This is a genomic window from Micromonospora sp. WMMD1274 (assembly GCF_049179035.1).
Classification (GTDB): Bacteria; Actinomycetota; Actinomycetes; order Mycobacteriales; family Micromonosporaceae; genus Micromonospora; species Micromonospora tulbaghiae.
Genome location: NZ_JBMHMG010000001.1, coordinates 5,538,792 through 5,560,254, shown reverse-complemented (window position 1 = coordinate 5,560,254; position 21,463 = coordinate 5,538,792). Strand labels below are relative to the sequence as shown.

Sequence of the window (21,463 nt, the reverse complement as noted above, 5' to 3'; positions counted from 1 at the left end):
GCCGAGGGGCGCCACCGGATCCACGCGAGGGGGCGCTAACGTGTAGCGGTGCGACGAGCAGCCAGCGACACCGCCCCGGCACCGGTCAGACGGCCCAAGGACCGCAAGGCCCGGATCGCGCTCGCCGGTGCCGAGCTGTTCTGCGAGCGGGGCTACCACGGCGTCTCGGTGGACGAGATCGCCGCCGCCGTCGGCATCAGCGGGCCGGCCGTCTACCGGCACTTCCCGAACAAGTACGCGATCCTCGTGCACGCCACCCGCGAGGTCGTCGGCGCCCTGCTCGCCGCGACCGGGCAGCCGGCGGCGAACAGCGCCGACGGGCTGCTCGACGAACTGCTGCGCGCGCTCGCCGAGGTCGCGGTGAGCAGGCGGCGGGTGGCCGGGCTGTACCAGTGGGAGGGCCGCTACCTGACGCCCGAGCACCGGCAGGAGTTCGCCGCGTCGATGGCCACGCTCGTCGGCCGCGTCGCCGCGCCGCTGCGCGAGCTGCGTCCCGAGCTGACCGCCGGGCAGGCGGACCTGCTGGTGAACGCGGCGCTGAGCGCGTTCGGCAGCGTTACCACGTACCGGGCCGCGGCCACCGGCACCGACACCGAGCACCTGCTCACCCGGGTCGCCTGGACGCTGCTGCGGACCGACGCGCCGGCGGTGCCGCCGCGGCGGCGTCCCGCGCCGGAGGACACGCCCGCCACCGGCCCGGTGCGCCCGGCGTCGCGCCGCGAGCTGCTGCTGATCGAGGCGATGCGGCTGTTCCACAGGCACGGCTACCACGCCGTCGCGGTCGAGGACATCGGCCGCGCCGCGGGCATGCAGGCGTCCAGCGTGTACCGCTACTTCCCCGGCAAGGCCGACCTGCTCGCGGCCGCCTACTACCGGGCCACCGACCGGCTGACCGGCGCCACCACCGCGGCGATCGCCGACGCGAGCGACCCGGCCGACGCGCTGCACCGGGTGGTGCGGGCCTACGTCGACTTCGCGTTCGGCCAGAGCGACCTGGTCGCGGTGTACCTGGCGGAGAACAACAACCTGCCGGACCGGGACCGCCACGAGTTGCGCGGCGCGCAACGCCTGCACGTCGAGGAGTGGGTGGGCCTGGTCCGGGCGGTACGGCCGGACCTGCCGGCCGGCGACGCACGCGTCCTCGTGCACGCCGCGCTGAACGTGGTCACCGACGTCGGACGGCTCGGCCGCTTCGACCGCACCGCGGGCTACGACACCTGGACCGCCCGGCTCGCGCTCGCCGTGCTGCACGCCTGAGCGGCGTCATCGCGAGGGTGCGGGCGGCGTGAACCGCTGTGGTTGACTGACACCCATGGTCCTGTGCCCGTCCGCGTCCGCCCGGACGGTCCGGTGACCACCGGGCCGGCCGCGGCCACCCGGCCACGCAACCGCAGGCAGGTCATCGTGGAGTCGGCCGGGCAGGTGTTCAGCGAGCGCGGCTACCACGGCGCGTCCATGGAGGAGATCGCCGCGGCGGTCGGCATCAGCGCGCCGGCGCTGTACCGGCACTTCCCGAACAAGTACGCGTTGTTCGCCGAGTGCGCCAACGTCATGGTGGACAACCTGGTCGGGGTCGTCGACGAGTGGCCGCCCGACGCGGCGCTGGCCGACGTGCTGCTGGCCCTCACCCGGGTCACCGTCGCGCACCGCGCCTCCGGCGGCATCTACCGGTGGGAGGCCCGCTACCTCGGGCGCGCGGACCGCCACCTGCTCCGCGCGAAGTTCGGCCACGTCGTGGGCCGGGTCACCGAGATGGTACGGCGGGAGTACCCACTGCCCGACGAGCGGCTGCGGGCGGTGGCGGCGCTCGGTGTGATCGGCTCGGTGACCATGCACCACACCTCGATCGCCCAGCGCCGGATCGAGGATCTGGTGCTCCGGTCCGCGATGCGGGTGGTGGCCACCGACCCGACGACCGCCGCCGGGACGGCGCGGCTGGTCGAGCTGCCCGCCCAGCCGGTGCCCCGGACCCGGCGCGCGGAGATCCTGGCCGCGGCCGTGCCGCTGTTCGCCCGGGACGGCTTCGCCACCGTCACCAACGCGCAGATCGCCCAGGCGGTGGGGCTCGCGCCGTCCGCCATCTACCGCCACTATCCCGGCAAGGTGGACATCCTCGTGGCCGCCTGCCTCCAGGCGGCGGAACTGCTCGCCCAGGCCGTGGACCGCAGCCTCCAGCGGGCGGCCGATCCTCGTCAGGCGGTGGTCGCGCTGGCGGCGGCGTACGTGGCCTACTGCTTCGAGCACAACACCCTCAACAGCGTCGCCGAGGCCGAGGTGGCCGGGCTTCCGGACGACGTCCGGCGTCCGCTCATCCTCGCCCAGCGGGAGCACATCGCGGTCTGGGAGCAGCAGTTGCGGGCGGTCCGGCCGGACCTGGACCGGCGGCAGGCCCGGCTGCTCGTGCACGCCGGCTTCGGCGTGGCGGTGGAGGCCGGGCGGGCCCTGCGCTGGCAGGACTCGCCCGGCCACCGGGACGCGGTGACCGCGCTGGTCACCGGCGCCCTGACGCTGTGAAGCCGCACGCGCCTCAGGTGCCCGGCCGGTTCATGACCGGGATCGTGATCGGGGTGTGCGACGCGGACGAGCCGTTGTTGAGGAACAGCATCGCCAGGCCGCGGATGAACCTGTCGAACAGGCCGAACGTCTCCGGCATGAGCGGCGAGAGCCCTTCGCGGAACATCACGTACGTCGGCCAGCCGGCCTCGATCACACCCCGGGAGATGTAGTCGCGGGGCAGCCGCAGCCAGTCGCCGATCCGGTCGGTGAGCACGTAGCGCGCGAACTCCCGCTGGAATCCCCGGGTGACGCCCAGGTCCACCGAGGACGTCAGGTTCAGCAGGATGTCGGCCAGGTCGATGCCCTCGGGCGTCGGCGCGAGGAGCGGGTTCAGCGCGTACCGGGACTGCTCCTCGGCGGCGGCCCAGCTGTTCGGGATGAACTCGTCGCGGACCCCGAGCAGGTGCAGGGCGACCTGCCACATGTGCAGGTAGGCCTCCTCCTCCGCGGCCGACATCCGCAGGCCCCAGCGACGCCAGTCGAGCAGCTTGCGGTGCACGTAGGTGCCGAGGCTGTGGAAGGTGATGAGGATGTCGCCGTTGCTGATCGGGATCGGGTGGTCGGTGACGCCGCGCCACGGCGCGGACTGCGGCAGCAGGTGCCGTACGGCCGCGTGGGTGAGCCGCGTCTTGTGCGAGGTGACCACGAAGCTGCCGGTGGCCTTGAACGCGTCGGGGGCGCTCAGGTCGTACCCGTAGGTGAAGGTCTTCGCGGCGCGCGACTTCATGTCCGCGCCGCCCTCGGACCAGTAGACGTTGCGGGCCTCGCGCGGGATCACCGTGCTCATGATCCCGCTGCCCAGGCCGTAGAGCAGGAACAGGTACATGCTCATGCGCTTGTTGAACTGGGCGGCGCGGTCCAGCTTGGCCTGGTCGGCCCAGGACGGCAGCGTGTTGACGCGCCGCAGGTAGGTGGTGAGCGCCGAGGGCAGGCCGGCGGGCAGCGCGTCGCCGTTGCGGATCCAGGACGCGAACGCGGTGTTCACCGCCGGGATCTGACCGGCGTCCAGCAGCGAGGCGACGAGCGGGTCGGTGTCGTCGTCCCAGACGTCCCACGGGTCGGTGACCGTGTCGGTCCCGGCGATCGAGCCGGACGACGACCACGCCCACGCCTTCGGGGTGTCCGCCACCGCCACCAGTCCCAGCGCGGCACCGAGCGTCAGGACGCTTCGTCTACTGAGATTCTCCATTAGCACCACTTCCCGGTTTCGACCGGACATCGCCCTGAACACCGGCCCGTGAGGTGCGCACAAGCAGGTTTCGAGTTATCCGGGGATGTGATTTTCTATTAACATAGAGGAGCTTGACTGCATGGGCAAGGGTGGACGGTGGAGGTGGTCGCGATGGCTCGTGACGGGCGGTACCGCTGGTTGCGCCGGATCGAGACGCTCGACCCGGTACGCGACCACCACGAGATCTACCGGCTCTCCGCCGGGTACGAGTTCCCCTTCGACTACCAGCGGGCGCTGGAGCTGGCGCTGCTGCGCACGTTCTGCGTGCCGGGCATCTCCGCGCTGCTCGACGCGACCGGCGAGTTCCGGCTGCGGGCGCAGCAGCGCTACGACGACACCGCGCTGCTGATGGCCGAGCTGCTGGAGCACGGGTACGACTCGCCGCGCGGCCGGGAGGCGCTGCGGGTGGTCAACCGGGCGCACGGGCGGTACGCGATCACGAACGACGACATGCGCTACGTGCTGTCCACGTTCGTCTACGAGCCGATCGACTGGCTGGACCGCTACGGCTGGCGCCCGCTGCACGAGCACGAGCGGCTGGCCGCGTTCCACTACTACCGCGCCGTCGGCGCGCGCATGGGCATCCGGGACGTCCCGGCGGACTTCGCCGCGTTCCGGGCCTTCAAGGACGCGTACGAGCGCGAGACGTTCCGCCGTACGCCGAGCAACGAGCGGGTCGCGGCGTACACGCTGGACCTGTTCGCGTCCTGGTACCCGGCGCCGCTGCGCCCGGCCGCGCGGCTCGCGGTGCGCGCGCTGCTGCCGCCCGAGATGCGCGCCGCCTTCGGGCTCCCGGCCGCGCCGCGACCGCTGACCGCGCTGGTCGGCGGCGCGCTGCGCGCCCGGGCCGCCGTGGTGCGGCTGCTGCCCGCGCGGACGGTGAGCCGGCTGACCCGCGCGCCGCGCAACCGCACCTATCCCGGCTACCCGCGGGGGTACCGGCCCGCCGACCTCGGCGCGCCGCCACCCCCGCCCGGCATCGACCCGGCGCTACTCCGTGACGGGCTCCGCCACCGCGTCGCCCGGCCGGTAGAGGGCGTCGATCCGGTCGCCGTACCGGTCGACGACGACCCGGCGCCGTAGCTTCAACGTCGGGGTCAGCTCGCCCGACTCCGGCGTCCACGCCGACGGCAGCACCTGGAACGTCTTGACCTGCTCGGGCCGGGCGAGCCGCGCGTTGGCCGCGTCCACGGCGGCCTGGATCTCGGCCAGCAGCACCGGGTCCGAGGCCAGGGCGGGCAGCTGCGGGTCGGCGACGCCGTGCGTGCGCGCCCACTGGGGCGCCACCTCCTCGTCCAGCACGATCAGCGCCGTGACGTACGGCCGCCGGTCGCCGATCGCCACCGCCTGACCGATGAGCGGGTGCGCCCGCAGCAGGTTCTCGATCTGCGCCGGCGAGATGTTCTTCCCGCTGGACGTGATGATGAGTTCCTTCTTGCGGTCGGTGATGGTGAGGAAGCCGTCGTCGTCGAGCGTCCCGACGTCGCCGGTGGCCAGCCAGCCGTCCGCGTCGACGACCGGCTCGACGGTGCCGTCCTCGCGCAGGTAGCCGGAGCACACGAGCGGACCCCGGACGAGGACCTCGCCGTCGTCGGCGAGACGCACCTCCATGCCCACGTTGGGACGGCCGACGGTCCCGGTGCGGAAGCGGTCGGGGGTGTTGAGGGTGGCGGTGCCGGTGGTCTCGGTCAGACCCCACACCTCCAGCACGTCGACGCCGAGCCCGGCGAGGAACCGCAGCACGTCCACCGGGATCGGGGCGGCGCCGCTGCCGGGCCAGACCATGTTGTGCAGGCCCAGTGTCGACTGCAACGGTCGCAGCACGGTGTCGCGGGCCTGCGCCACCCGCGCGGCCAGCTCGTCCGGCACCGGCTTCCCGGCCGCGCGCAGCTCGTACGCCTCCAGGGTCACCGCGGTCGCGGCGGCGACGGCGGCGCGGACCGCGGGCTCGGCGCCGGCCAGGTGGGCCTGGACGCCGGCGGCCATCTTCTCCCAGACCCGCGGCACCCCGAAGAACGAGGCGGGGCCGACGGTGCGCAGCGCCGCGACGAGCTGCGTGGCGTCGGGGCAGATGGTCACGTGCCCGGCGCGGTAGATCGGGTTGTAGATGCCGAGGAACCGTTCGGCGATGTGCGCGAGCGGCAGGTAGGCCACAGTCGGCGCGTGGTCCGGGACGGACACCATCGCCTCCAGCGCCACCGCCTGGTAGAGCACGTTGTGGTGGCTGAGCACGACGCCCTTCGGGTCGCCCGTCGTCCCGGACGTGTAGAGCAGCGTCACCGGCTGCTCGGGCCGGATCGTGCGCCAGCGCCGCTCGAAGGCGTCCGGGTCCGCCTCGCGGGCGGTGCGGCCGAGGGTACGCACGCGGGACAGCGGCACGGCCTCAGTCGACGCTTCGCCCGGCTCGTCCACCAGCACCACCCGGAGCAGGTCGGGCAGGTCGGGCAGGTCGGGCAGGATCGGCCGCCAGCGCTCCAGCTCGGCCGGGCCCTCCAGCACGAGCACCTGGGCGGCGCTGTGCCGCGCCAGGTAGCGCATCTGCTCGGGGCTGAGCGTCGGGTAGATCGTGGAGGGCACCGCGCCCAGGTGGACCGCGGCGAGGTCGACCAGCCAGTGCTCGGCGCGGCTGGACATCATGACCAGCATGTGCCGCCCGGCCTCCAGGCCGATCTCGGCCAGGCCGGCGGACAGCTCGGCGACCTCGTCGCGCAGCTGCGCCCAGGTGCGGGTGTCGTCGCGGCCGAGCGTGGTCAGCGCGGGCCGGTCGCCGTGCTCGGTGGCGTTGCGGTGCAGCAGCGCCGGGACGGTCAGGTCGGCGGCTTTCTTGGCGCAGTCCTCGGCGAGGACGTCGGCGGGGTCCATGGGCTACTCCTTCACACGCAACCGGGCCTGGTGGTGGCAGGGCTGGCCGCACCCCTCGCCGTGGTGCCCGCGCGGGTTCCGCAGCCGATGGCAGCACTGTAAACGAGGGTTAACTTTCTGGGAAGGATCGTCCGTGATCTGGCGCTGTATCGACATGCGACGGTGGCGCGGTGACGAACGCCGACTAACCAAGCGGTCCGCGGTTCACTGCGCGGTCCAGCCGCCGTCCACGTGCAACACGCTGCCGGTGACGTAGCTCGCGGCGTCCGAGGCCAGGAACAGCACCGCGCCGACGACCTCCTCGGGGCGGCCGAACCGGCCCATCGGGATGCGGTCACGCAGCCGCTTCGACCACTGCTCGTGGCCGCGCAGACCCTCCGTCATCGGGGTCTCCAGGTAGCCGGGCGCGACCGCGTTGACGCGTACGCCGGCCGCCGCCCACTCCAGCGCCAGCGTGCGGGTGAGCTGCTCGACGCCGCCCTTGCTGGCGCTGTACGCGGCCAGGCGCGGGAAACCGACCTGACCGTGCACGGAGGACATGTTGACGATGCTGCCCGCGCCCTGCTCGACCATGACGGCGCCGGCCGCGCGGGCGCAGACGAACACCCCGGACAGGTTGGTGTCGATCACCTGCTGCCAGTCCCCCAGGCTCAGCCGTTCGCTGCGGTGCAGCGCCGGGCTGATGCCGGCGTTGTTGACGAGGACGTCCAGCCGCCCCCAGCGCTGCCGCGCGAGGCCGACCACGGCGTCCGCGGCGGACTCGTCGGCGACGTCACCGGCGACCACTGCCGCCGTGCCGCCACCGGCCGCTATCCGGTCCCGCACCTCGCCCAGCGCGTCCGGGCGCCGCGACTGGAGGATCACCGACGCGCCGGCCCGCGCCAGCCCTTCGGCGATCGCCGCGCCGACGCCCTGGCTGGCTCCGGTCACCCACGCGACCCTGCCCGACAGCATCCCCTCGACCACCGCCACGGTGGGCTCCCCTCTTCTTGATCCATCGACAGTTGTCATCGTGAACCTTGTGGGCACCGTTACCACGTGCTCTCATGTGATACACGGGCGCAACATTCGTTTCACCGTATCAGCGGCCTCGACCCCGAGGAGTGAACGTGGAACCGGTAAGCAGACGCAAGATGTTGAAGGCCGGCGGAGCACTGGGCGCACTCGGCGCGCTGAGCGTCGCCGCGCCGGCACAGGCGCGATCGGCGTGGACCTGGTCGCCCAAGGGATCGGTGGCCGGCGCCGGGGCGGGCGTGGACCCCCGCTGGGTGTGGGACGAGGAGGCCGACCCGCTCGTCGCCTCGCTCCTGGACCGGGGCGACGCACCACTGGTCAACCAACTGCTGCGGACGTGGACGAAGAACGGCCAGCCGCTGCCGTCCGGCCTCCCGGCGGACGTGCGCCAGTTCATCGAACGCGCACGCGTGCTGCCGTCCTGGGTGGACCAGGGCAAGCTGGCCACCGCCGTGCGCTTCAACGAGAAGCGCGGCCTCTACCTCGGCGTGCTCTACGGCCTGGCAAGCGGCATGATGAGCACCGTCATCCCGAAGGAGGCGCGCGCCGTCTACTACTCCAAGGGCGGCGCGGACATGAAGGACCGCATCTCCAAGACCGCCAAGCTCGGGTACGACATCGGCACCGCCAACGCGTACCAGCCCGACGGCTCGATGATCGTGACCGCCGTCAAGACCCGGCTGGCGCACGCCGGCGTGCGTCACCTCCTGCCGCAGTCGCCCGAGTGGGCCGACGTCGCGCCCGAGGACATCCCGATCAGCCAGCGCGACCTGATGGTCACCTGGCACAGCCTGCCGACCACCGTCATGCGGAAGCTGACCGACTGGCGGGTGCCGATCCCCGCCGCCGAGTCGACCGCCTTCCTGCACCTGTGGCAGGTGGCCGCGCACATGCTCGGCGTCAGGGACGAGTACATCCCGGCCACGTGGAGCGAGGCGAACGCCCAGGCCAGCGAGGTCCTCGACCCGATCCTGGCGCCCACCCGCGAGGGCAACGCGCTCGCCGACATCCTGCTCGGCCTCGGCAAGGAGATCGACGCCGGGCTGCTCAGCAAGCCCATCCTCGGCTCGTTCACCCGGTTCATGCTCGGCAACCAGATCGCCAACTGGCTGGAGATCCCGCGCGACCTGCTCTGGGACACGCTCCTGCGGACGAGCTGGGGCCCGTTCATCGCGGTCCGGGAGGCGCTGCTGCCGTTCCCGCTCGCACCGGAGTGCTACTGGCTGTTCGACGAGTTCCTGCGCAAGCTCGCCCTGCTGTTCCTGTCCGAGGGGCAGTCCATCAACATCGAGATCCCGCTCGGCAACCGCGAGTTCTGACCACCGCGTCGCAGCCGGGGCGCCTCCCGTCCCCGGCTGCGGCGACGAGCGCCCGGGTGAGCACCATGACCGCGCCCCTCCCCCCGTTCCTGGGCTACGTGCTGGCCGCGCCGGTCCTCGTGGCCGCCGCCGAACTCACCGCGGCGTACCCGGCCGCCGCCCGGACGCCGTCGCCGGACGTGGCCGGGCTGCTCGGCCTCGGCGAGATCATGACGGCCGCGGCCCTGCCCGGGGCGGCGCTGATCTCCGTCGAGGTCGGCCCGGACGGGACCGTGTCGTTCACGCTGCCGCCGGACCGGTACGACGGCGACACCTCGGCCGCCGAACTGATCGCCGACGGGCTGTCCGTGCCGCGCCGGCGCGTCCGTGTGCCACCGCCACGGCCGGCCGGGGGGCGGACGCGTGGCGCACCCCATCCGGCGGTCGGAACCCGTACCCCGGTCCGGGTCGCCGTGGCGGTGGCCCGGCGGCGGCTGCTGGAGGCCGCGTCGGCGGCGCTCGGCACGCCCGTCGCCGGCCTGCGGCTCGCGGCCGGCGCCGTCACCGACCGCACCGGCCGCCGCCTCGACATCGGCGCCCTCGCCGGCACCGCGGCCAGCACCAGCACCATCGCCGTCACGGTCGACCTCACGCCACGGTGACCGGCGCCGCCGATTCAACGGCCTCCTGCCGGGTAGCAGTCCGATGGACGGCACCGGAGAGGGGACAGACAGGCATGAAGGCACTGACCTGGCACGGCAAGCGGGACGTTCGCGTCGAGGACGTCCCGGACCCCCGGATCGAGGAGCCGACCGACGCGATCGTCCGGATCACCTCGACCGCCATCTGCGGTTCCGACCTGCACCTGTACGAGGTGCTCGGGCCGTACCTGAAGCCCGGCGACATCCTCGGGCACGAGCCGATGGGCATCGTCGAGGAGGTCGGGTCCGGCGTGACCCGGCTCAAGAAGGGTGACCGCGTGGTCATCCCGTTCAACATCTCCTGCGGCTCGTGCTGGATGTGCGAGCGGCAGCTCTACGCGCAGTGCGAGACCACGCAGGTGACCAGCCAGGGCAAGGGCGCGTCCCTGTTCGGCTACACCTCGCTGTACGGCTCGATCCCCGGCGGCCAGGCGGAGTACCTGCGCGTCCCGCAGGCCCAGTTCGGGCCGATCAAGATCCCGGACAGCGGCCCGGACGAGCGCTGGCTCTACCTGTCCGACATCCTGCCCACCGCCTGGCAGGCGGTGAAGTACGCGGACACCCCGCCCGGCGGCACGCTCGCCGTGTTCGGGCTCGGCCCGGTCGGGCAGTTCAGCGCCCGGATCGGCCGCCACCTGGGCGCCGGCCGGGTGATCGGGCTGGACCTGGTGCCCGAGCGGCTGGAGATGGCCCGCCGCCACGGCATCGAGGTGCTCGACGTCAGCCAGCTCGACGACGTGCCCGGCACGCTCATCGACCTGGTCGACGGGCGCGGCCCGGACGCGGTGATCGACGCGGTCGGCATGGAGGCGCACGGCGCGCCGCTGGGCAAGATGGCCCAGACCGCGGCCGGGCTGCTGCCGGACAAGCTGGCCCAGGCGATGACCGACAAGGCCGGCGTGGACCGGCTCGTGGTGCTGCACGCCGCGCTCAAGGCCGTGCGGCGCGGCGGCACCGTGTCGATCTCCGGCGTGTACGGCGGCGAGCAGGACCCGATGCCGCTGATGGAGATGTTCGACCGGGGCATCCAGCTGCGCATGGGCCAGTGCCACGTGCGGCGCTGGGTCGACGAGATCATCCCGCTGCTGGAGCGCGACGACGACCCGCTGGGCGTGGAGGACCTGCGGACCCACCGGCTGCCGCTGACCGACGCGCCGCGGGCGTACGAGATGTTCCAGAAGAAGGAGGACGGCTGCGTCAAGGTCGTGCTCGCACCGTGACCCGGACGGTGGTCGTCACCGGCGCGACCAGCGGGATCGGCCGGGCGACCGCCCGGGAGCTGGCGGGCCGCGGGGACCGGCTGGTCCTCGCGGCCCGCTCCCCCGCCACGCTCGACGAGGTACGCGACGAGTGCCGGGCGGCGGGCGCGACGGCGATCGCCGTACCGATGGACGTGACCGAGCCCGGCGCGGTGGCCGCGCTGGCCGACGCGGCACGGGCCGAGTACGGCCGCGTCGACGCCTGGGTGCACACCGCCGCGGTGATGGCCTACGGCCGCTTCGACGAGACCCCGGCCGAGGTGTTCGAACAGGTCGTCCGCACCGACCTGCTGGCCGCCGCCGCGGTCGCCCGGGAGGCGCTGCGCCGGTTCCGGGACGCCGGCGGCGGCACCCTCGTGCTCACCGGCTCGGTGCTCGGGCACATCACCGCGCCCTACATGAGCGGATACGTGGCCGCCAAGTGGGGCCTGCAGGGACTCGCCCGCACGCTCCAGCAGGAGGCGCGGGAGACGCCGGGCATCGCAATCTGCCTGGTCAACCCGGGCAGCGTCGACACGCCCGTCTACCGGCAGGCGGCCAACTACCTGGGCCGGATCGGCCGGCCACCGCCCCCGATCGCCTCCCCCGAGCGGGTGGCACGCGCCATCGCGCACTGCCTCGACCGGCCACGCCGGGAGGTCTCGGTGGGACGGCTCAACGTGATCATGCGCTTCGGCTTCACCGTCCTGCCCGGCGTGTACGACGCGCTGGTCGGACCGCTGATGCGCCTGGCCGGACTGACCCGGCAGCCGGTCGCCGCGCACCAGGGCATCGTGTTCACGCCCAACCCGGCCGGCGAGGCGGTCCGGGGCGGATGGGTGCCCGACGCGTCCCAGGTCGTCCGAGCCGTCGGCGGGCGCGCGGCGACCGTGGCGTCCGCGGTACGCCGCCGGCTGCCCTGACCGCCGCCGCGGACCGTCCGGTGGGCTGTCACGCGGGCGGACCCTCGTGCGGGTGGGCTGTCGCGCGGGCGGACCGCGACGAGGGTGGTTACCGTGTACGACGGGACACGGCGGAGGGACGAGCATGCGGCAACCAACGGGGCGGGAACCGGACCGGACGCGCGGCGGGCGGGTGTGGAAGCTCGCCGGGCTGGCCGCCGTCGTCGGCCTGGCCTGGGTGGCGCGGGACGTGCCCGCCCAGCTCGGCGGCCGGCTCACCGGCGCCCGGGCGGACCGGGCGGCCCGGTCACCGCGCTTCCACGACGGCACGTTCCACAACCCGGCCGGCGCCAGCGCCACGATGGTCGCCGACCCGGGCCGCAACCTCGTCCGGGAGCTGATCTTCGGCAAGCAGAAGCGGCGGCCGGGTAGCCCGGTGCCGCTGCTGCGCCCCGGCGCCGCGCCGGCCGCCGACCCGGCCCGCGAACTGAACGTGATCTGGTACGGCCACGCCTCCACGCTCGTCGAGATCGAGGGGCGCCGGGTGCTGCTCGACCCGGTGTGGAGCGACAGGTGCTCCCCGTCCGGGCTGGTCGGCCCGCGGCGCATCCACGAGCCGCCGGTACGCCTGGCCGAGCTGCCCCCGCTCGACGCGGTGCTCATCTCGCACGACCACTACGACCACCTGGACATGGACACCGTCCGCACGCTGGCCGACCTCCAGTCCGCGCCGTTCGTGGTGCCGCTCGGCGTCGGCGCCCACCTGGCCCGCTGGGGCGTACCCGAGCACCGCATCGTCGAGCTGGACTGGTCGGAGAGCCACCGGGCCGGCGGGCTGACGCTCACCGCGACCGCCGCGCAGCACTTCTCCGGGCGCGGGCTGCGCCGCGACGGCACGCTCTGGAGTTCCTGGACCATCGCCGGGACGCACCGGAAGGTCTTCTACACCGGCGACTCCGGCTACTTCGACGGGTACGCCGAGATCGGCGCCGAACACGGCCCGTTCGACGTGACGCTCATGCAGATCGGCGCGTACGACCGGGCGTGGCCGCACATCCACATGTTCCCGGAGGAGGCGGTGGCCGCGCACCTCGACGTCCGCGGCGGACTGCTGGTGCCGGTGCACTGGGGCACGTTCAACCTGGCGCTGCACGACTGGTCCGAGCCGGTGGACCGGCTGTGGGCCGAGGCGAAGGCGCGGGACGTCCGGCTCGCCGTGCCGCGTCCCGGCGAGCGGGTGGTGGTGGACGAGCCGCCGGCGGTGGACGGGTGGTGGCAGTCGGTCGCCTGACCCGGCTCGGTCCCCGGGTGGCGCTGCCGCCTTCGTGCTCCGAGCGGGATCAGAGCACGAAGGCGTCCGTCCACAGCGCGCCCGAGCGGCCCGACAACGCGTCCAGCATCGCCACCGCCTGGCCGTCGGTGAGCTGAGCGACGAAGTCGATGATCGCCCGTCCCCGGGCCCGTCCGATCCGGTCCGGGGTACGCGGGTGCAGCTCCGCCTCGGCCAGCTCCACCAGGTCGTGCAACCGGCGCGGCAGCCGGGACTCCTCGTCCGGGTCCAGCAGCCACTCCCAGAGCGCCTCCACCAGCGTGCCCAGCAGCCGGGCCTGGCCGCGCTGGTGCAGGGCCAGGTCCGGGCGCGCCAGCACGAACCGGTGGTGCACGAACTTGAGCACCTGCACCTCGTGCCACTGCGCCTTCGCCAGCAGCACGTACCCGGAGCGGACCCCCGGATCCGGCGTCACGGTGATGGCGTCCACGAAGCGGGTGGACCAGCGGGCGGAGAACCGGGCCACGTACTGCTCCGCCTCGATCGAGCCGTCGAACGGCAGCGCCAGCAGCCCCTCCACCAGCTCCTCGCGGACGTGCTCGACAGCGGCGGCGAACGCCTCGTCGTCGGCGATCCAGCCGTCCTTGCGGTGCAGTTGCCGGCGCAGCCGCTCGATCGCCGCGCCGGGCCGCCGGCCCGCCCCCTCCAGCGCCGACGCGGTGATCGACCGCAGGTGCCCGCACTCGCGCTGCCAGGCCATCAGCTCGGCCGCCACCGCGCCCTGCTGGAGCACCCCGACGCGGTAGAAGTCCTCCACGTCGTGGATCGCGTACGCGATGTCGTCGGCGGTGTCCATCACCGACGCCTCGGGGGTCTGCTGCCAGTCCGGGATCCGCCCGGCGAACGGCTCCCGCGCCTGCCGCAGGTCGTCCAGCTCGGTGCGGTACGCGCCGAACTTCACCGACCCGCTCTGCGGATCCTCCGGCGGCGCCGCCGCGCCCCGGGGCGCCGGGTCCAGGTGACGCGGGTGCGGGTCGGGATGGTCCAGGCGGGTCCACGGGTACTTCAGCATGGCCGCCCGGACCGCCGCGGTCAGGTCCAGCCCGGTGGTCGCCGCGCCGCGGATCTCGGTGCTGGTGACGATCCGGTACGACTGGGCGTTGCCCTCGAAGCCGTCGGGCAGCCCGAGGCGCTGCCGGGCCAGCCGGTCGAGCACGCGCTCCCCCAGGTGCCCGAACGGCGGGTGCCCGAGGTCGTGCGCGAGCGCGGCGGCCTCCACCACCTCCGGGTCGCAGCCGCCGAGCTTCTCCAGCAGGTCCCGGTGGGTCGGGTCGGCGTTCAGCCGCTCCGCTATCGCCCGGGCCACCTGGGCCACCTTCAGGCTGTGGGTGAGCCGGTTGTGCACGAGCAGCCCGGACCCGCCCGGGCTGATCACCTGGGTCACGCCGCCCAGCCGGGCGAAGAACGGCGAGCCGACGATCCGGTCCCGGTCGGCCCGGAACGGGCCGGCGGCCAGGTCGCCGAGCGCCCGGGCGCTGCCACCGAACAGCCGCCGGGCCCGCGGATCCGCAGGTGCCTCCATGATCGCCACGCTAGCGCAGCCGGCGGCGGGCCGGGCAGGGTGTGCCTAGAGGCGCTCCACCACCGGACCGGAGCACCGGTTACGGGCGTCGAACACGTAGCGGGCCCGCCGGGACACCATCTCGTAGTCGAAGACGTCGTGGTCGGTCGTGACGACCACCGCGTCGGCCGCGTCGACCTCCTGCTCGGTCAGCGGCACGACGAGCACGCCACCGGGGATCTGGTGCGCCTCGGCGTACGGCTCGGCGGCGCGGACGTCCGCACCGAGGTCGCACAGCCGCCGGGCGACGTCCACCGCCGGTGAGTCCCGCATGTCCCCGGTGTTCTTCTTGTAGGCCAGGCCGAGCATCAGCAGGCGCGCGCCGTTGACGGCACGACCGGTGCGGTTCAGGCCGGCCATCACCCGCTGCGCCACGTGCTCGGGCATCTCGTGGTTGACGTCGTTGGCCAGCTCGATGAACCGGAACTGGCGGCCGAGGCGCCGCTTGACCTGCCAGGACAGGTAGCAGGGGTCGATCGGCAGGCAGTGGCCGCCGACACCCGGGCCGGGCCGGAACGGCATGAACCCGAACGGCTTCGTCTCCGCGGCGTCGATCGCCTGCCAGACGTCGATGCCCAGGTGGTGGGAGAGCACCGTGAGCTCGTTGATCAGGCCCAGGTTCACCTGACGGAACGTGTTCTCGATCAGCTTGGTCAGCTCCGCGACCCGGGTGGAGGACACCGGGACGGTCCGGTCCACGATCCGGCGGTAGAACCCGTCCACCCGCTCCAGCGAGGGCTCGTCCACGCCGGCGACCACCTTCGGCGTGTTCTCCAGCCGCCAGGTCGGGTTGCCGGGGTCGATGCGTTCCGGGCTGTACCCGAGGTGGAAGTCGCCCGGCGCGTGCAACCCGCTGGCCGATTCCAGCAGGGGACGCAGCAGCTCCTCGGTGGTGCCCGGGTACGTCGTCGACTCCAGCACCACGGTGCTGCCCGGCCGCACGTACGGGCCGATGCCCCGGCCGGCCTGCTCCACGTAGCTGAGGTCCGGCGTGCCGTCGCGCAGCGGAGTGGGCACCGTGATCACGCAGACGTCGAAGCCCTCGGCGTCGGCGTACTCGGTGCTCGGCAGGTAGCGGCCGCTGCCGAGCGCCCGGCCCAGCCGGTCGGCGGGGATGTCCTCCACGAAGGACTCACCGGAGGCGAGCCGCTTGACCCGGTCGGCGTCGACGTCCAGCCCGACCACGTCGAAGCCGGCCTCGACGGCCCGCATGGCCAGCGGAAGACCGACGTACCCCTGACCGATGACGACCACTTTCTCAGCGCTCACCCGGGCTCCAGACAACCGTAGGAAATCACCTGATTGGAGGCTAGAGGGGTTTCTGAGACCGGAAGTCCGTTTTCGGGATATCGGTCCGGCCCGCCGTGCGGCCGGTGCGGCGCGTGCGGCGGCAACGGGCAGAATGCACGACGGAACCCACCCGAGAAGGCGGATCAGATCGTGACCCAGTCTGTGCACCAGCGGATCGCCGAGGAACTCGGCGTCGCCGAACGGCAGGTGCGGGCAGCAGTCGAGCTGCTCGACGGCGGCGCCACAGTGCCGTTCATCGCCCGCTACCGCAAGGAGGCCACCGGCCTGCTCGACGACGCGCAGCTGCGCACGCTGGAGGAGCGGCTGCGCTACCTGCGCGAGCTGGACGAGCGGCGCGCGGCGGTGCTGGAGTCGATCCGGAGCCAGGGCAAGCTGGACGAGGCGCTGGAGGCGCAGATCCTCGCCGCCGACTCGAAGTCCCGCCTGGAGGACATCTACCTGCCCTACAAGCCGAAGCGGCGTACCCGCGCGCAGATCGCCCGCGAGGCCGGGCTGGAGCCGCTCGCGGACACGCTCCTGGCCGATCCGGCCCAGGACCCGAAGACGGTCGCCGCCGGGTTCGCCGACCCGGACAGGGGCGTCGCGGACGCCGCCGCCGCACTGGACGGGGCGCGGGCCATCCTGATCGAGCGCTTCGCCGAGGACGCCGACCTGATCGGCACGCTGCGCGAGCAGATGTGGTCGCGGGGCCGGCTGGTCTCCCGGGTACGCGACGGCCAGGAGACCGCCGGTGCGAAGTTCGCCGACTACTTCGACTTCGCCGAGCCGTACCCGAAGCTGCCCTCGCACCGCATCCTCGCCATGTTCCGCGGCGAGAAGGAGGGTGTGCTGGAGCTGACCATGGACCCGGAGGCCGACGGGGACGCCGACGCGACCCCCGGGCCCAGCCGCTACGAGGCGGCCGTCGCCGGCCGGTTCGGCATCAGCGACCAGGGGCGACCCGCCGACCGGTGGCTGGCCGACACGGTGCGCTGGGCCTGGCGTACCCGGATCCTGATCCACCTGGGCGCGGACCTGCGGATGCGGCTGTGGCAGGCGGCCGAGGAGGAGGCCGTGCGGGTCTTCGCCACCAACCTGCGTGACCTGCTGCTGGCCGCGCCGGCGGGCGCGCGGGTGACGATGGGCCTCGACCCGGGCCTGCGTACCGGCGTGAAGGTGGCGGTGGTCGACGCCACCGGCAAGGTGGTCGCCACCGACACGATCTACCCGCACGAGCCGCGTCGGCAGTGGGACGCCTCGCTGCACACGCTCGCCACGCTCGCCGCCGCGCACGGCGTCGAGCTGGTCGCGATCGGCAACGGCACCGCCAGCCGGGAGACAGACAAGCTGGCCGGTGACCTGATCAAGCGGCACCCGGAGCTGAAGCTAACCAAGGTGGTGGTCTCCGAGGCCGGCGCGTCGGTCTACTCCGCGTCCGCGTACGCCTCCCAGGAGCTGCCCGGCCTGGACGTGTCGCTGCGCGGCGCGGTGTCGATCGCCCGCCGCCTCCAGGACCCGCTGGCCGAGCTGGTGAAGATCGACCCGCGGTCGATCGGCGTCGGACAGTACCAGCACGACCTGTCCGAGGTGAAGCTGTCCCGCTCGCTCGACGCGGTGGTCGAGGACTGCGTCAACGCGGTCGGCGTCGACGTCAACACCGCCTCCGCGCCGCTGCTCACCCGCGTCTCCGGCATCGGCGCCGGGCTGGCCGAGAACATCGTGCTGCACCGCGACGCCAACGGGCCGTTCCGCACCCGGACCGAGCTGAAGAAGGTGCCACGGCTCGGGCCGAAGGCGTTCGAGCAGTGCGCCGGCTTCCTGCGCATCCCCGGCGGCGACGACCCGCTCGACTCCTCCAGCGTGCACCCCGAGGCGTACCCGGTGGTGCGCCGCATCCTCGCCACCACCGGGCAGGATCTGCGCGCGCTGATCGGCAGGTCGGCCATCCTGCGCGGCCTGCGCGCGACCGACTTCGTCGACGACACGTTCGGCCTGCCCACCGTCACCGACATCCTGGCCGAACTGGAGAAGCCCGGCCGCGACCCACGCCCGGAGTTCCGCACCGCCACGTTCGTCGAGGGCGTGGAGAAGATCAGCGACCTGACGCCGGGCATGGTGCTGGAGGGCGTGGTGACGAACGTGGCCGCGTTCGGCGCGTTCGTCGACGTGGGCGTGCACCAGGACGGCCTGGTGCACGTCTCGGCCATGTCGCACACCTTCGTCAAGGACCCGCGCGACGTGGTGAAGTCCGGCGACGTGGTCAAGGTGCGGGTGCTCGACGTGGACGTGCCGCGCAAGCGGATCTCGCTGACGTTGCGGCTGGACGACGAGGCGCCGGCCGGTGGCCGTCCCGCGGCCGGGGGCCCGGGCGGCGAGGAGCGCGGCGGCCGGCGCGGTGGCGGGCAGCGCGGTGACGGCGGCGGGCAGCGGGGTGACCGCGGCGGGCAGCGCGGCGACGCCGGCGCCCGGCGTGGCGGCCAGGGAGATCGGGGCGGCTCGCGCGGTGGTCCGTCGCAGCGGCAGGGACGCGGCGGCGGAGCGGTGGCGCCGGTGAACGACGCCATGGCGGAGGCGCTGCGCCGGGCCGGCCTGGCCTGACGGCGCAGGCCGCCGGCCCGGCTGACGTCACGAACGCGTCAGTTCGACCGGCGGCCGCTGGATCGGCCCGGGCGCACGCCGCCCGGGTCGCGCCGTCTCACCCGGCGTCGCGGCGCGGGCGGCGGTCGCTCCGGGCGGACGCCGGGTCACGGTCGGCCCGCTGCCGGGGCACCGGCCGCCCGGCCCGCCGCGCCACGCGCCGCCACCAGGAGCGCTGGACCAGCAGTGTGAGCAGACCGGCCAGCACGATGGCGGCCAGGTTGACGACCAACTGGAGCGCGGAACCCGCCGCCTCGTGCCAGACGCCGTACGCGGCGGCGACCGCCACGTTCGCGGCCGCCGGCACGGTGGTCACCGAGATCAGGACGCCGACCAGGGAGCCGGACTTCTTCGAGGTCAGCGACAGCATCCCGGCGATGCCGGCGAGCAGGCCGACCACCCACGACAGCGCGTCCGGGCGCCAGATGAAGTCGGTCAGCGGCCGCTCGGCCAGCAGCATCTCCCGGCTCACCAGACCGGCCGCGTCCAAGGCCCAGGTGCTGACCACGGTGGCGAGCATCGCCGCCACGAAGCCGACGACGAGCGCCTGCACCGACCGGACGACGACACCCCCCTTGCCGCGCAGCAGCGCCACGCAGAGCGCCGCGAGCGGACCGAACTCCGGGCCGACGACCATCGCGCCGACGATGAGGATGGGCTGGTCGAGCAGCACCCCGATACCGGCGATCATGGTGGCGACGACGATCAGCGCCAGGAAGATGCCGGTGAGCACCGTCTGCTCGCCCGTCTTCGCGGCGACCTCGTCCCAGATCAGGGCGTCGTCACCGTGGCCCGGGGCCGCCTCGGCGGCCCGGTCCGCGGCGGCCGAGAGGGTCAGCTCCACGTCGTCGGCGGCGATCGCCCCGCGCCCCTCGACCCCCATCTCCCGCAGCCGGCGCAGGACACCGTCGGCGCTCTCCCGGACCACGTCACAGGTGATGTAGTCGCCGGCCGGCTGACGGGCCGCGCCCGGCAACACCACAAGGTGCGTCACGCCGGGGTCCGCGGCCAGCAGGTCGGCGATCTCGGACGAGCGGTCCGCTGGTGCGATCACCCGGATGTGCAGCACGGACCAGGCTCCTCGACTGTCGCGACGGACGTCAGCACTCTAGACGATCCGCGCCGGGGCGGCAGGGCGTCGCGCGACGGCCCGGCGCGCCTGCCAGGAGCAGCCGGGTCGGGCGGGCGCGGCTGTGGGCGTACCCTCGCGGTCGTGGGTGCCGACGACGACGAGCGGTGGCGGGAGCGGCGACGCCACGCGGTGCGGGCGCACGCCGAGGCCGACGCCCGGCAGCGCGCCGCGGAGCAGGCCGAGGCCGCGGAGCTGGTCGCCCGGTTCGCGGCCGAGGCCGCCCGGCGCGGCCTGCGCACCGAGCGGCTCGTGGCCACGCCCTACAGCGGACGCGGCCGCTACCGGACCCCGCTGGTCGGCTGGTACGTGGACCGGGCCCGGAGCCGGGCGGTGGACACCGAGGGCCGGTACTACCTGCTGACCGTGCCGGCCGGGCTGCGCGCCCGGCTGCTCGGCGCCCGGCCGGAGCCGTCCACGCCGTCACTCGTCATCGGCCGCGGCGGGCGCGACGGGGAGTCCCTTCCGCTGACGGCGCTGCTCGGCGCACGCCTCGAAGCGGGCGACGACTGGCCCTGAGGCCGCCCGGCCACCTGTCGACACCGTCCCGGCCGATCCTCGTTACCCAGAACGGACGACGCGTGGCCGGCCGCCATCGGGGCGGCCGTGTCCAGGCGACGGGGGAGCGCAGATGCGACTGGAGATTCTGGACGCCCGCAGACCGGCCGACGACGAGCGCTGGCGCGCTCTGCACCGGGAATGGGACCGGCGGGAGGTCTTCGCCCACCCGGCCTACCTCCGGCTGTTCGCCGGACCGCAGGACGAGCCACTGGCCGCGTACGCCCGGACCGAGCACGGCTTCGTGCTGTACCCGTTCCTGCTCCGCCCGGCCGACGCGCCGCACCTGGGCGTGCCACCCGGCCGGTATCACGACATCACCAGTCCGTACGGCTACGGCGGTGCCTTCCAGAGGGAGACGGACGAGCGGGAGGCGAAGGAGTTCTGGGAGTCGTTCGACGCCTTCTGCGCCCGTCGCAACGTGGTGTCCGAGGTCACCCGGCTGTCGCTGTTCGAGGACGAGCGGCTCTCCCCACCCGGCCCGGTCCGGGAGAAGCAGTTGAACGTGGTACGTGACCTGCGGCCCAGCGACGAGGAGATGTGGCGGGAGTTCGACCACAAGGTACGAAAGAACGTCAACAAGGCCCGCCGGAACGGAGTGACTGTCGAGGTCGACCTCGACGGCGCGCGGCTCGACGACTTCCTGGGGATCTACGAGAGCACCATGGACCGGCGGGCCGCCGCCAGTGGCTACTACTTCCCCCGCGACTTCTTCGCCCGGATCATCGACGAGTTGCCAGGGCAGTTCGCCTTCTTCCACGCGTTCCACGAGGGGAAGGTCATCTCCACGGAACTGGTGCTGGTGTCCGCACTGAGCATCTACTCGTATCTCGGTGGCACCGATCAGGCCGCGTTCGATCTCCGGCCCAACGATCTGCTCAAGGTCGAAATCTGCCGGTGGGGGCGCGCCCAGGGCCGGACCAGGTTCGTCCTGGGTGGTGGATACGCCCCCGACGACGGCATCTTCCGGTACAAGCGGGCCTTCGCCCCCCGAGGGTTGGTGCCGTTCCACCTCGGCACGAGGGTGATCGACGAGCAGATCTACGGGCGGCTGTGTTCCGCGCATCGACAGGAGGGCACGCGGCGGGATCCGGCGTGGTCGGGCTCCTCCGAGTTCTTCCCCGAATACCGCGGCACGTTGCCCAGTCCTCGCTGA

17 protein-coding genes are annotated in these 21,463 nt (G+C 73.4%); 11 read left to right on the top strand and 6 right to left on the bottom strand.

Features of this window, described 5'->3' with window-relative positions; translation table 11 throughout:
• Positions 1 to 48 precede the first annotated feature (48 nt).
• A complete protein-coding gene (locus tag ACN27D_RS26320; protein ID WP_358172972.1) occupies positions 49 to 1,257 on the top strand; it encodes a TetR/AcrR family transcriptional regulator in 1,209 nt (402 codons plus the stop codon).
• A gap of 63 nt (positions 1,258 to 1,320) precedes the next feature.
• Positions 1,321 to 2,514 (top strand): TetR/AcrR family transcriptional regulator, encoded by a 1,194-nt coding sequence (locus ACN27D_RS26315; RefSeq protein WP_233585567.1) that lies wholly within the window; start codon positions 1,321 to 1,323, stop codon positions 2,512 to 2,514.
• Between the two features lie 13 nt (positions 2,515 to 2,527).
• Here the strand turns inward: ACN27D_RS26315 and ACN27D_RS26310 are convergent, their stop codons facing one another.
• Positions 2,528 to 3,745 carry an oxygenase MpaB family protein gene (locus tag ACN27D_RS26310; RefSeq protein WP_421500257.1) on the bottom strand — a complete coding sequence of 406 codons (1,218 nt, stop codon included), beginning with the start codon at positions 3,743 to 3,745 and terminating at the stop codon, positions 2,528 to 2,530.
• A 153-nt stretch (positions 3,746 to 3,898) separates the two neighbouring features.
• Between ACN27D_RS26310 and ACN27D_RS26305 the strand changes: the two genes are divergently transcribed.
• The gene (locus ACN27D_RS26305; protein WP_120573863.1) at positions 3,899 to 4,870 is read left to right on the top strand and encodes an oxygenase MpaB family protein; all 972 of its coding nucleotides are present in this window, start codon (positions 3,899 to 3,901) and stop codon (positions 4,868 to 4,870) included.
• Here ACN27D_RS26305 and ACN27D_RS26300 read toward each other — a convergent pair.
• The gene (locus tag ACN27D_RS26300) at positions 4,778 to 6,649 is read right to left on the bottom strand and encodes an AMP-dependent synthetase/ligase (protein WP_421500256.1); all 1,872 of its coding nucleotides are present in this window, start codon (positions 6,647 to 6,649) and stop codon (positions 4,778 to 4,780) included. The genes ACN27D_RS26305 and ACN27D_RS26300 overlap by 93 nt on opposite strands.
• A gap of 204 nt (positions 6,650 to 6,853) precedes the next feature.
• Positions 6,854 to 7,660, bottom strand: coding sequence for an SDR family NAD(P)-dependent oxidoreductase (locus tag ACN27D_RS26295; protein ID WP_421500255.1), 807 nt, complete (start codon positions 7,658 to 7,660; stop codon positions 6,854 to 6,856).
• Between the two features lie 122 nt (positions 7,661 to 7,782).
• Between ACN27D_RS26295 and ACN27D_RS26290 the strand changes: the two genes are divergently transcribed.
• The 5 genes from ACN27D_RS26290 to ACN27D_RS26270 all read left to right on the top strand — a co-directional run bounded on the left by ACN27D_RS26290 (position 7,783) and on the right by ACN27D_RS26270 (position 13,093).
• Positions 7,783 to 8,982, top strand: a complete 1,200-nt coding sequence (locus tag ACN27D_RS26290) for an oxygenase MpaB family protein (RefSeq protein ID WP_357898961.1) — start codon at positions 7,783 to 7,785, stop codon at positions 8,980 to 8,982.
• Between the two features lie 65 nt (positions 8,983 to 9,047).
• Positions 9,048 to 9,623, top strand: a complete 576-nt coding sequence (locus ACN27D_RS26285; protein ID WP_357390186.1) for an isoquinoline 1-oxidoreductase — start codon at positions 9,048 to 9,050, stop codon at positions 9,621 to 9,623.
• 74 nt (positions 9,624 to 9,697) lie between these two features.
• A complete protein-coding gene (locus ACN27D_RS26280; RefSeq protein ID WP_421500254.1) occupies positions 9,698 to 10,882 on the top strand; it encodes a zinc-dependent alcohol dehydrogenase in 1,185 nt (394 codons plus the stop codon).
• Positions 10,879 to 11,823, top strand: coding sequence for an SDR family NAD(P)-dependent oxidoreductase (locus tag ACN27D_RS26275; RefSeq protein WP_421500253.1), 945 nt, complete (start codon positions 10,879 to 10,881; stop codon positions 11,821 to 11,823). The genes ACN27D_RS26280 and ACN27D_RS26275 overlap by 4 nt, the downstream gene beginning before the upstream one ends.
• A gap of 124 nt (positions 11,824 to 11,947) precedes the next feature.
• Complete coding sequence (locus ACN27D_RS26270) at positions 11,948 to 13,093, top strand: MBL fold metallo-hydrolase (RefSeq protein WP_421500252.1); 1,146 nt, start codon at positions 11,948 to 11,950, stop codon at positions 13,091 to 13,093.
• A 49-nt stretch (positions 13,094 to 13,142) separates the two neighbouring features.
• Here the strand turns inward: ACN27D_RS26270 and ACN27D_RS26265 are convergent, their stop codons facing one another.
• Complete coding sequence (locus ACN27D_RS26265; RefSeq protein WP_421500251.1) at positions 13,143 to 14,654, bottom strand: deoxyguanosinetriphosphate triphosphohydrolase family protein; 1,512 nt, start codon at positions 14,652 to 14,654, stop codon at positions 13,143 to 13,145.
• Positions 14,655 to 14,699: 45 nt separating this feature from the next.
• The gene (locus tag ACN27D_RS26260) at positions 14,700 to 15,962 is read right to left on the bottom strand and encodes a nucleotide sugar dehydrogenase (RefSeq protein WP_357828102.1); all 1,263 of its coding nucleotides are present in this window, start codon (positions 15,960 to 15,962) and stop codon (positions 14,700 to 14,702) included.
• 171 nt (positions 15,963 to 16,133) lie between these two features.
• Between ACN27D_RS26260 and ACN27D_RS26255 the strand changes: the two genes are divergently transcribed.
• Positions 16,134 to 18,581 carry a Tex family protein gene (locus ACN27D_RS26255; RefSeq protein ID WP_421500250.1) on the top strand — a complete coding sequence of 816 codons (2,448 nt, stop codon included), beginning with the start codon at positions 16,134 to 16,136 and terminating at the stop codon, positions 18,579 to 18,581.
• A 97-nt stretch (positions 18,582 to 18,678) separates the two neighbouring features.
• Here the strand turns inward: ACN27D_RS26255 and ACN27D_RS26250 are convergent, their stop codons facing one another.
• A complete protein-coding gene (locus tag ACN27D_RS26250; RefSeq protein WP_421500249.1) occupies positions 18,679 to 19,689 on the bottom strand; it encodes a DUF389 domain-containing protein in 1,011 nt (336 codons plus the stop codon).
• A gap of 144 nt (positions 19,690 to 19,833) precedes the next feature.
• Here ACN27D_RS26250 and ACN27D_RS26245 point away from each other — a divergent pair, with 144 nt between their 5' ends.
• Positions 19,834 to 20,268 (top strand): hypothetical protein, encoded by a 435-nt coding sequence (locus ACN27D_RS26245; protein WP_135239255.1) that lies wholly within the window; start codon positions 19,834 to 19,836, stop codon positions 20,266 to 20,268.
• A gap of 112 nt (positions 20,269 to 20,380) precedes the next feature.
• Positions 20,381 to 21,463 carry a GNAT family N-acetyltransferase gene (locus ACN27D_RS26240; protein ID WP_421500248.1) on the top strand — a complete coding sequence of 361 codons (1,083 nt, stop codon included), beginning with the start codon at positions 20,381 to 20,383 and terminating at the stop codon, positions 21,461 to 21,463.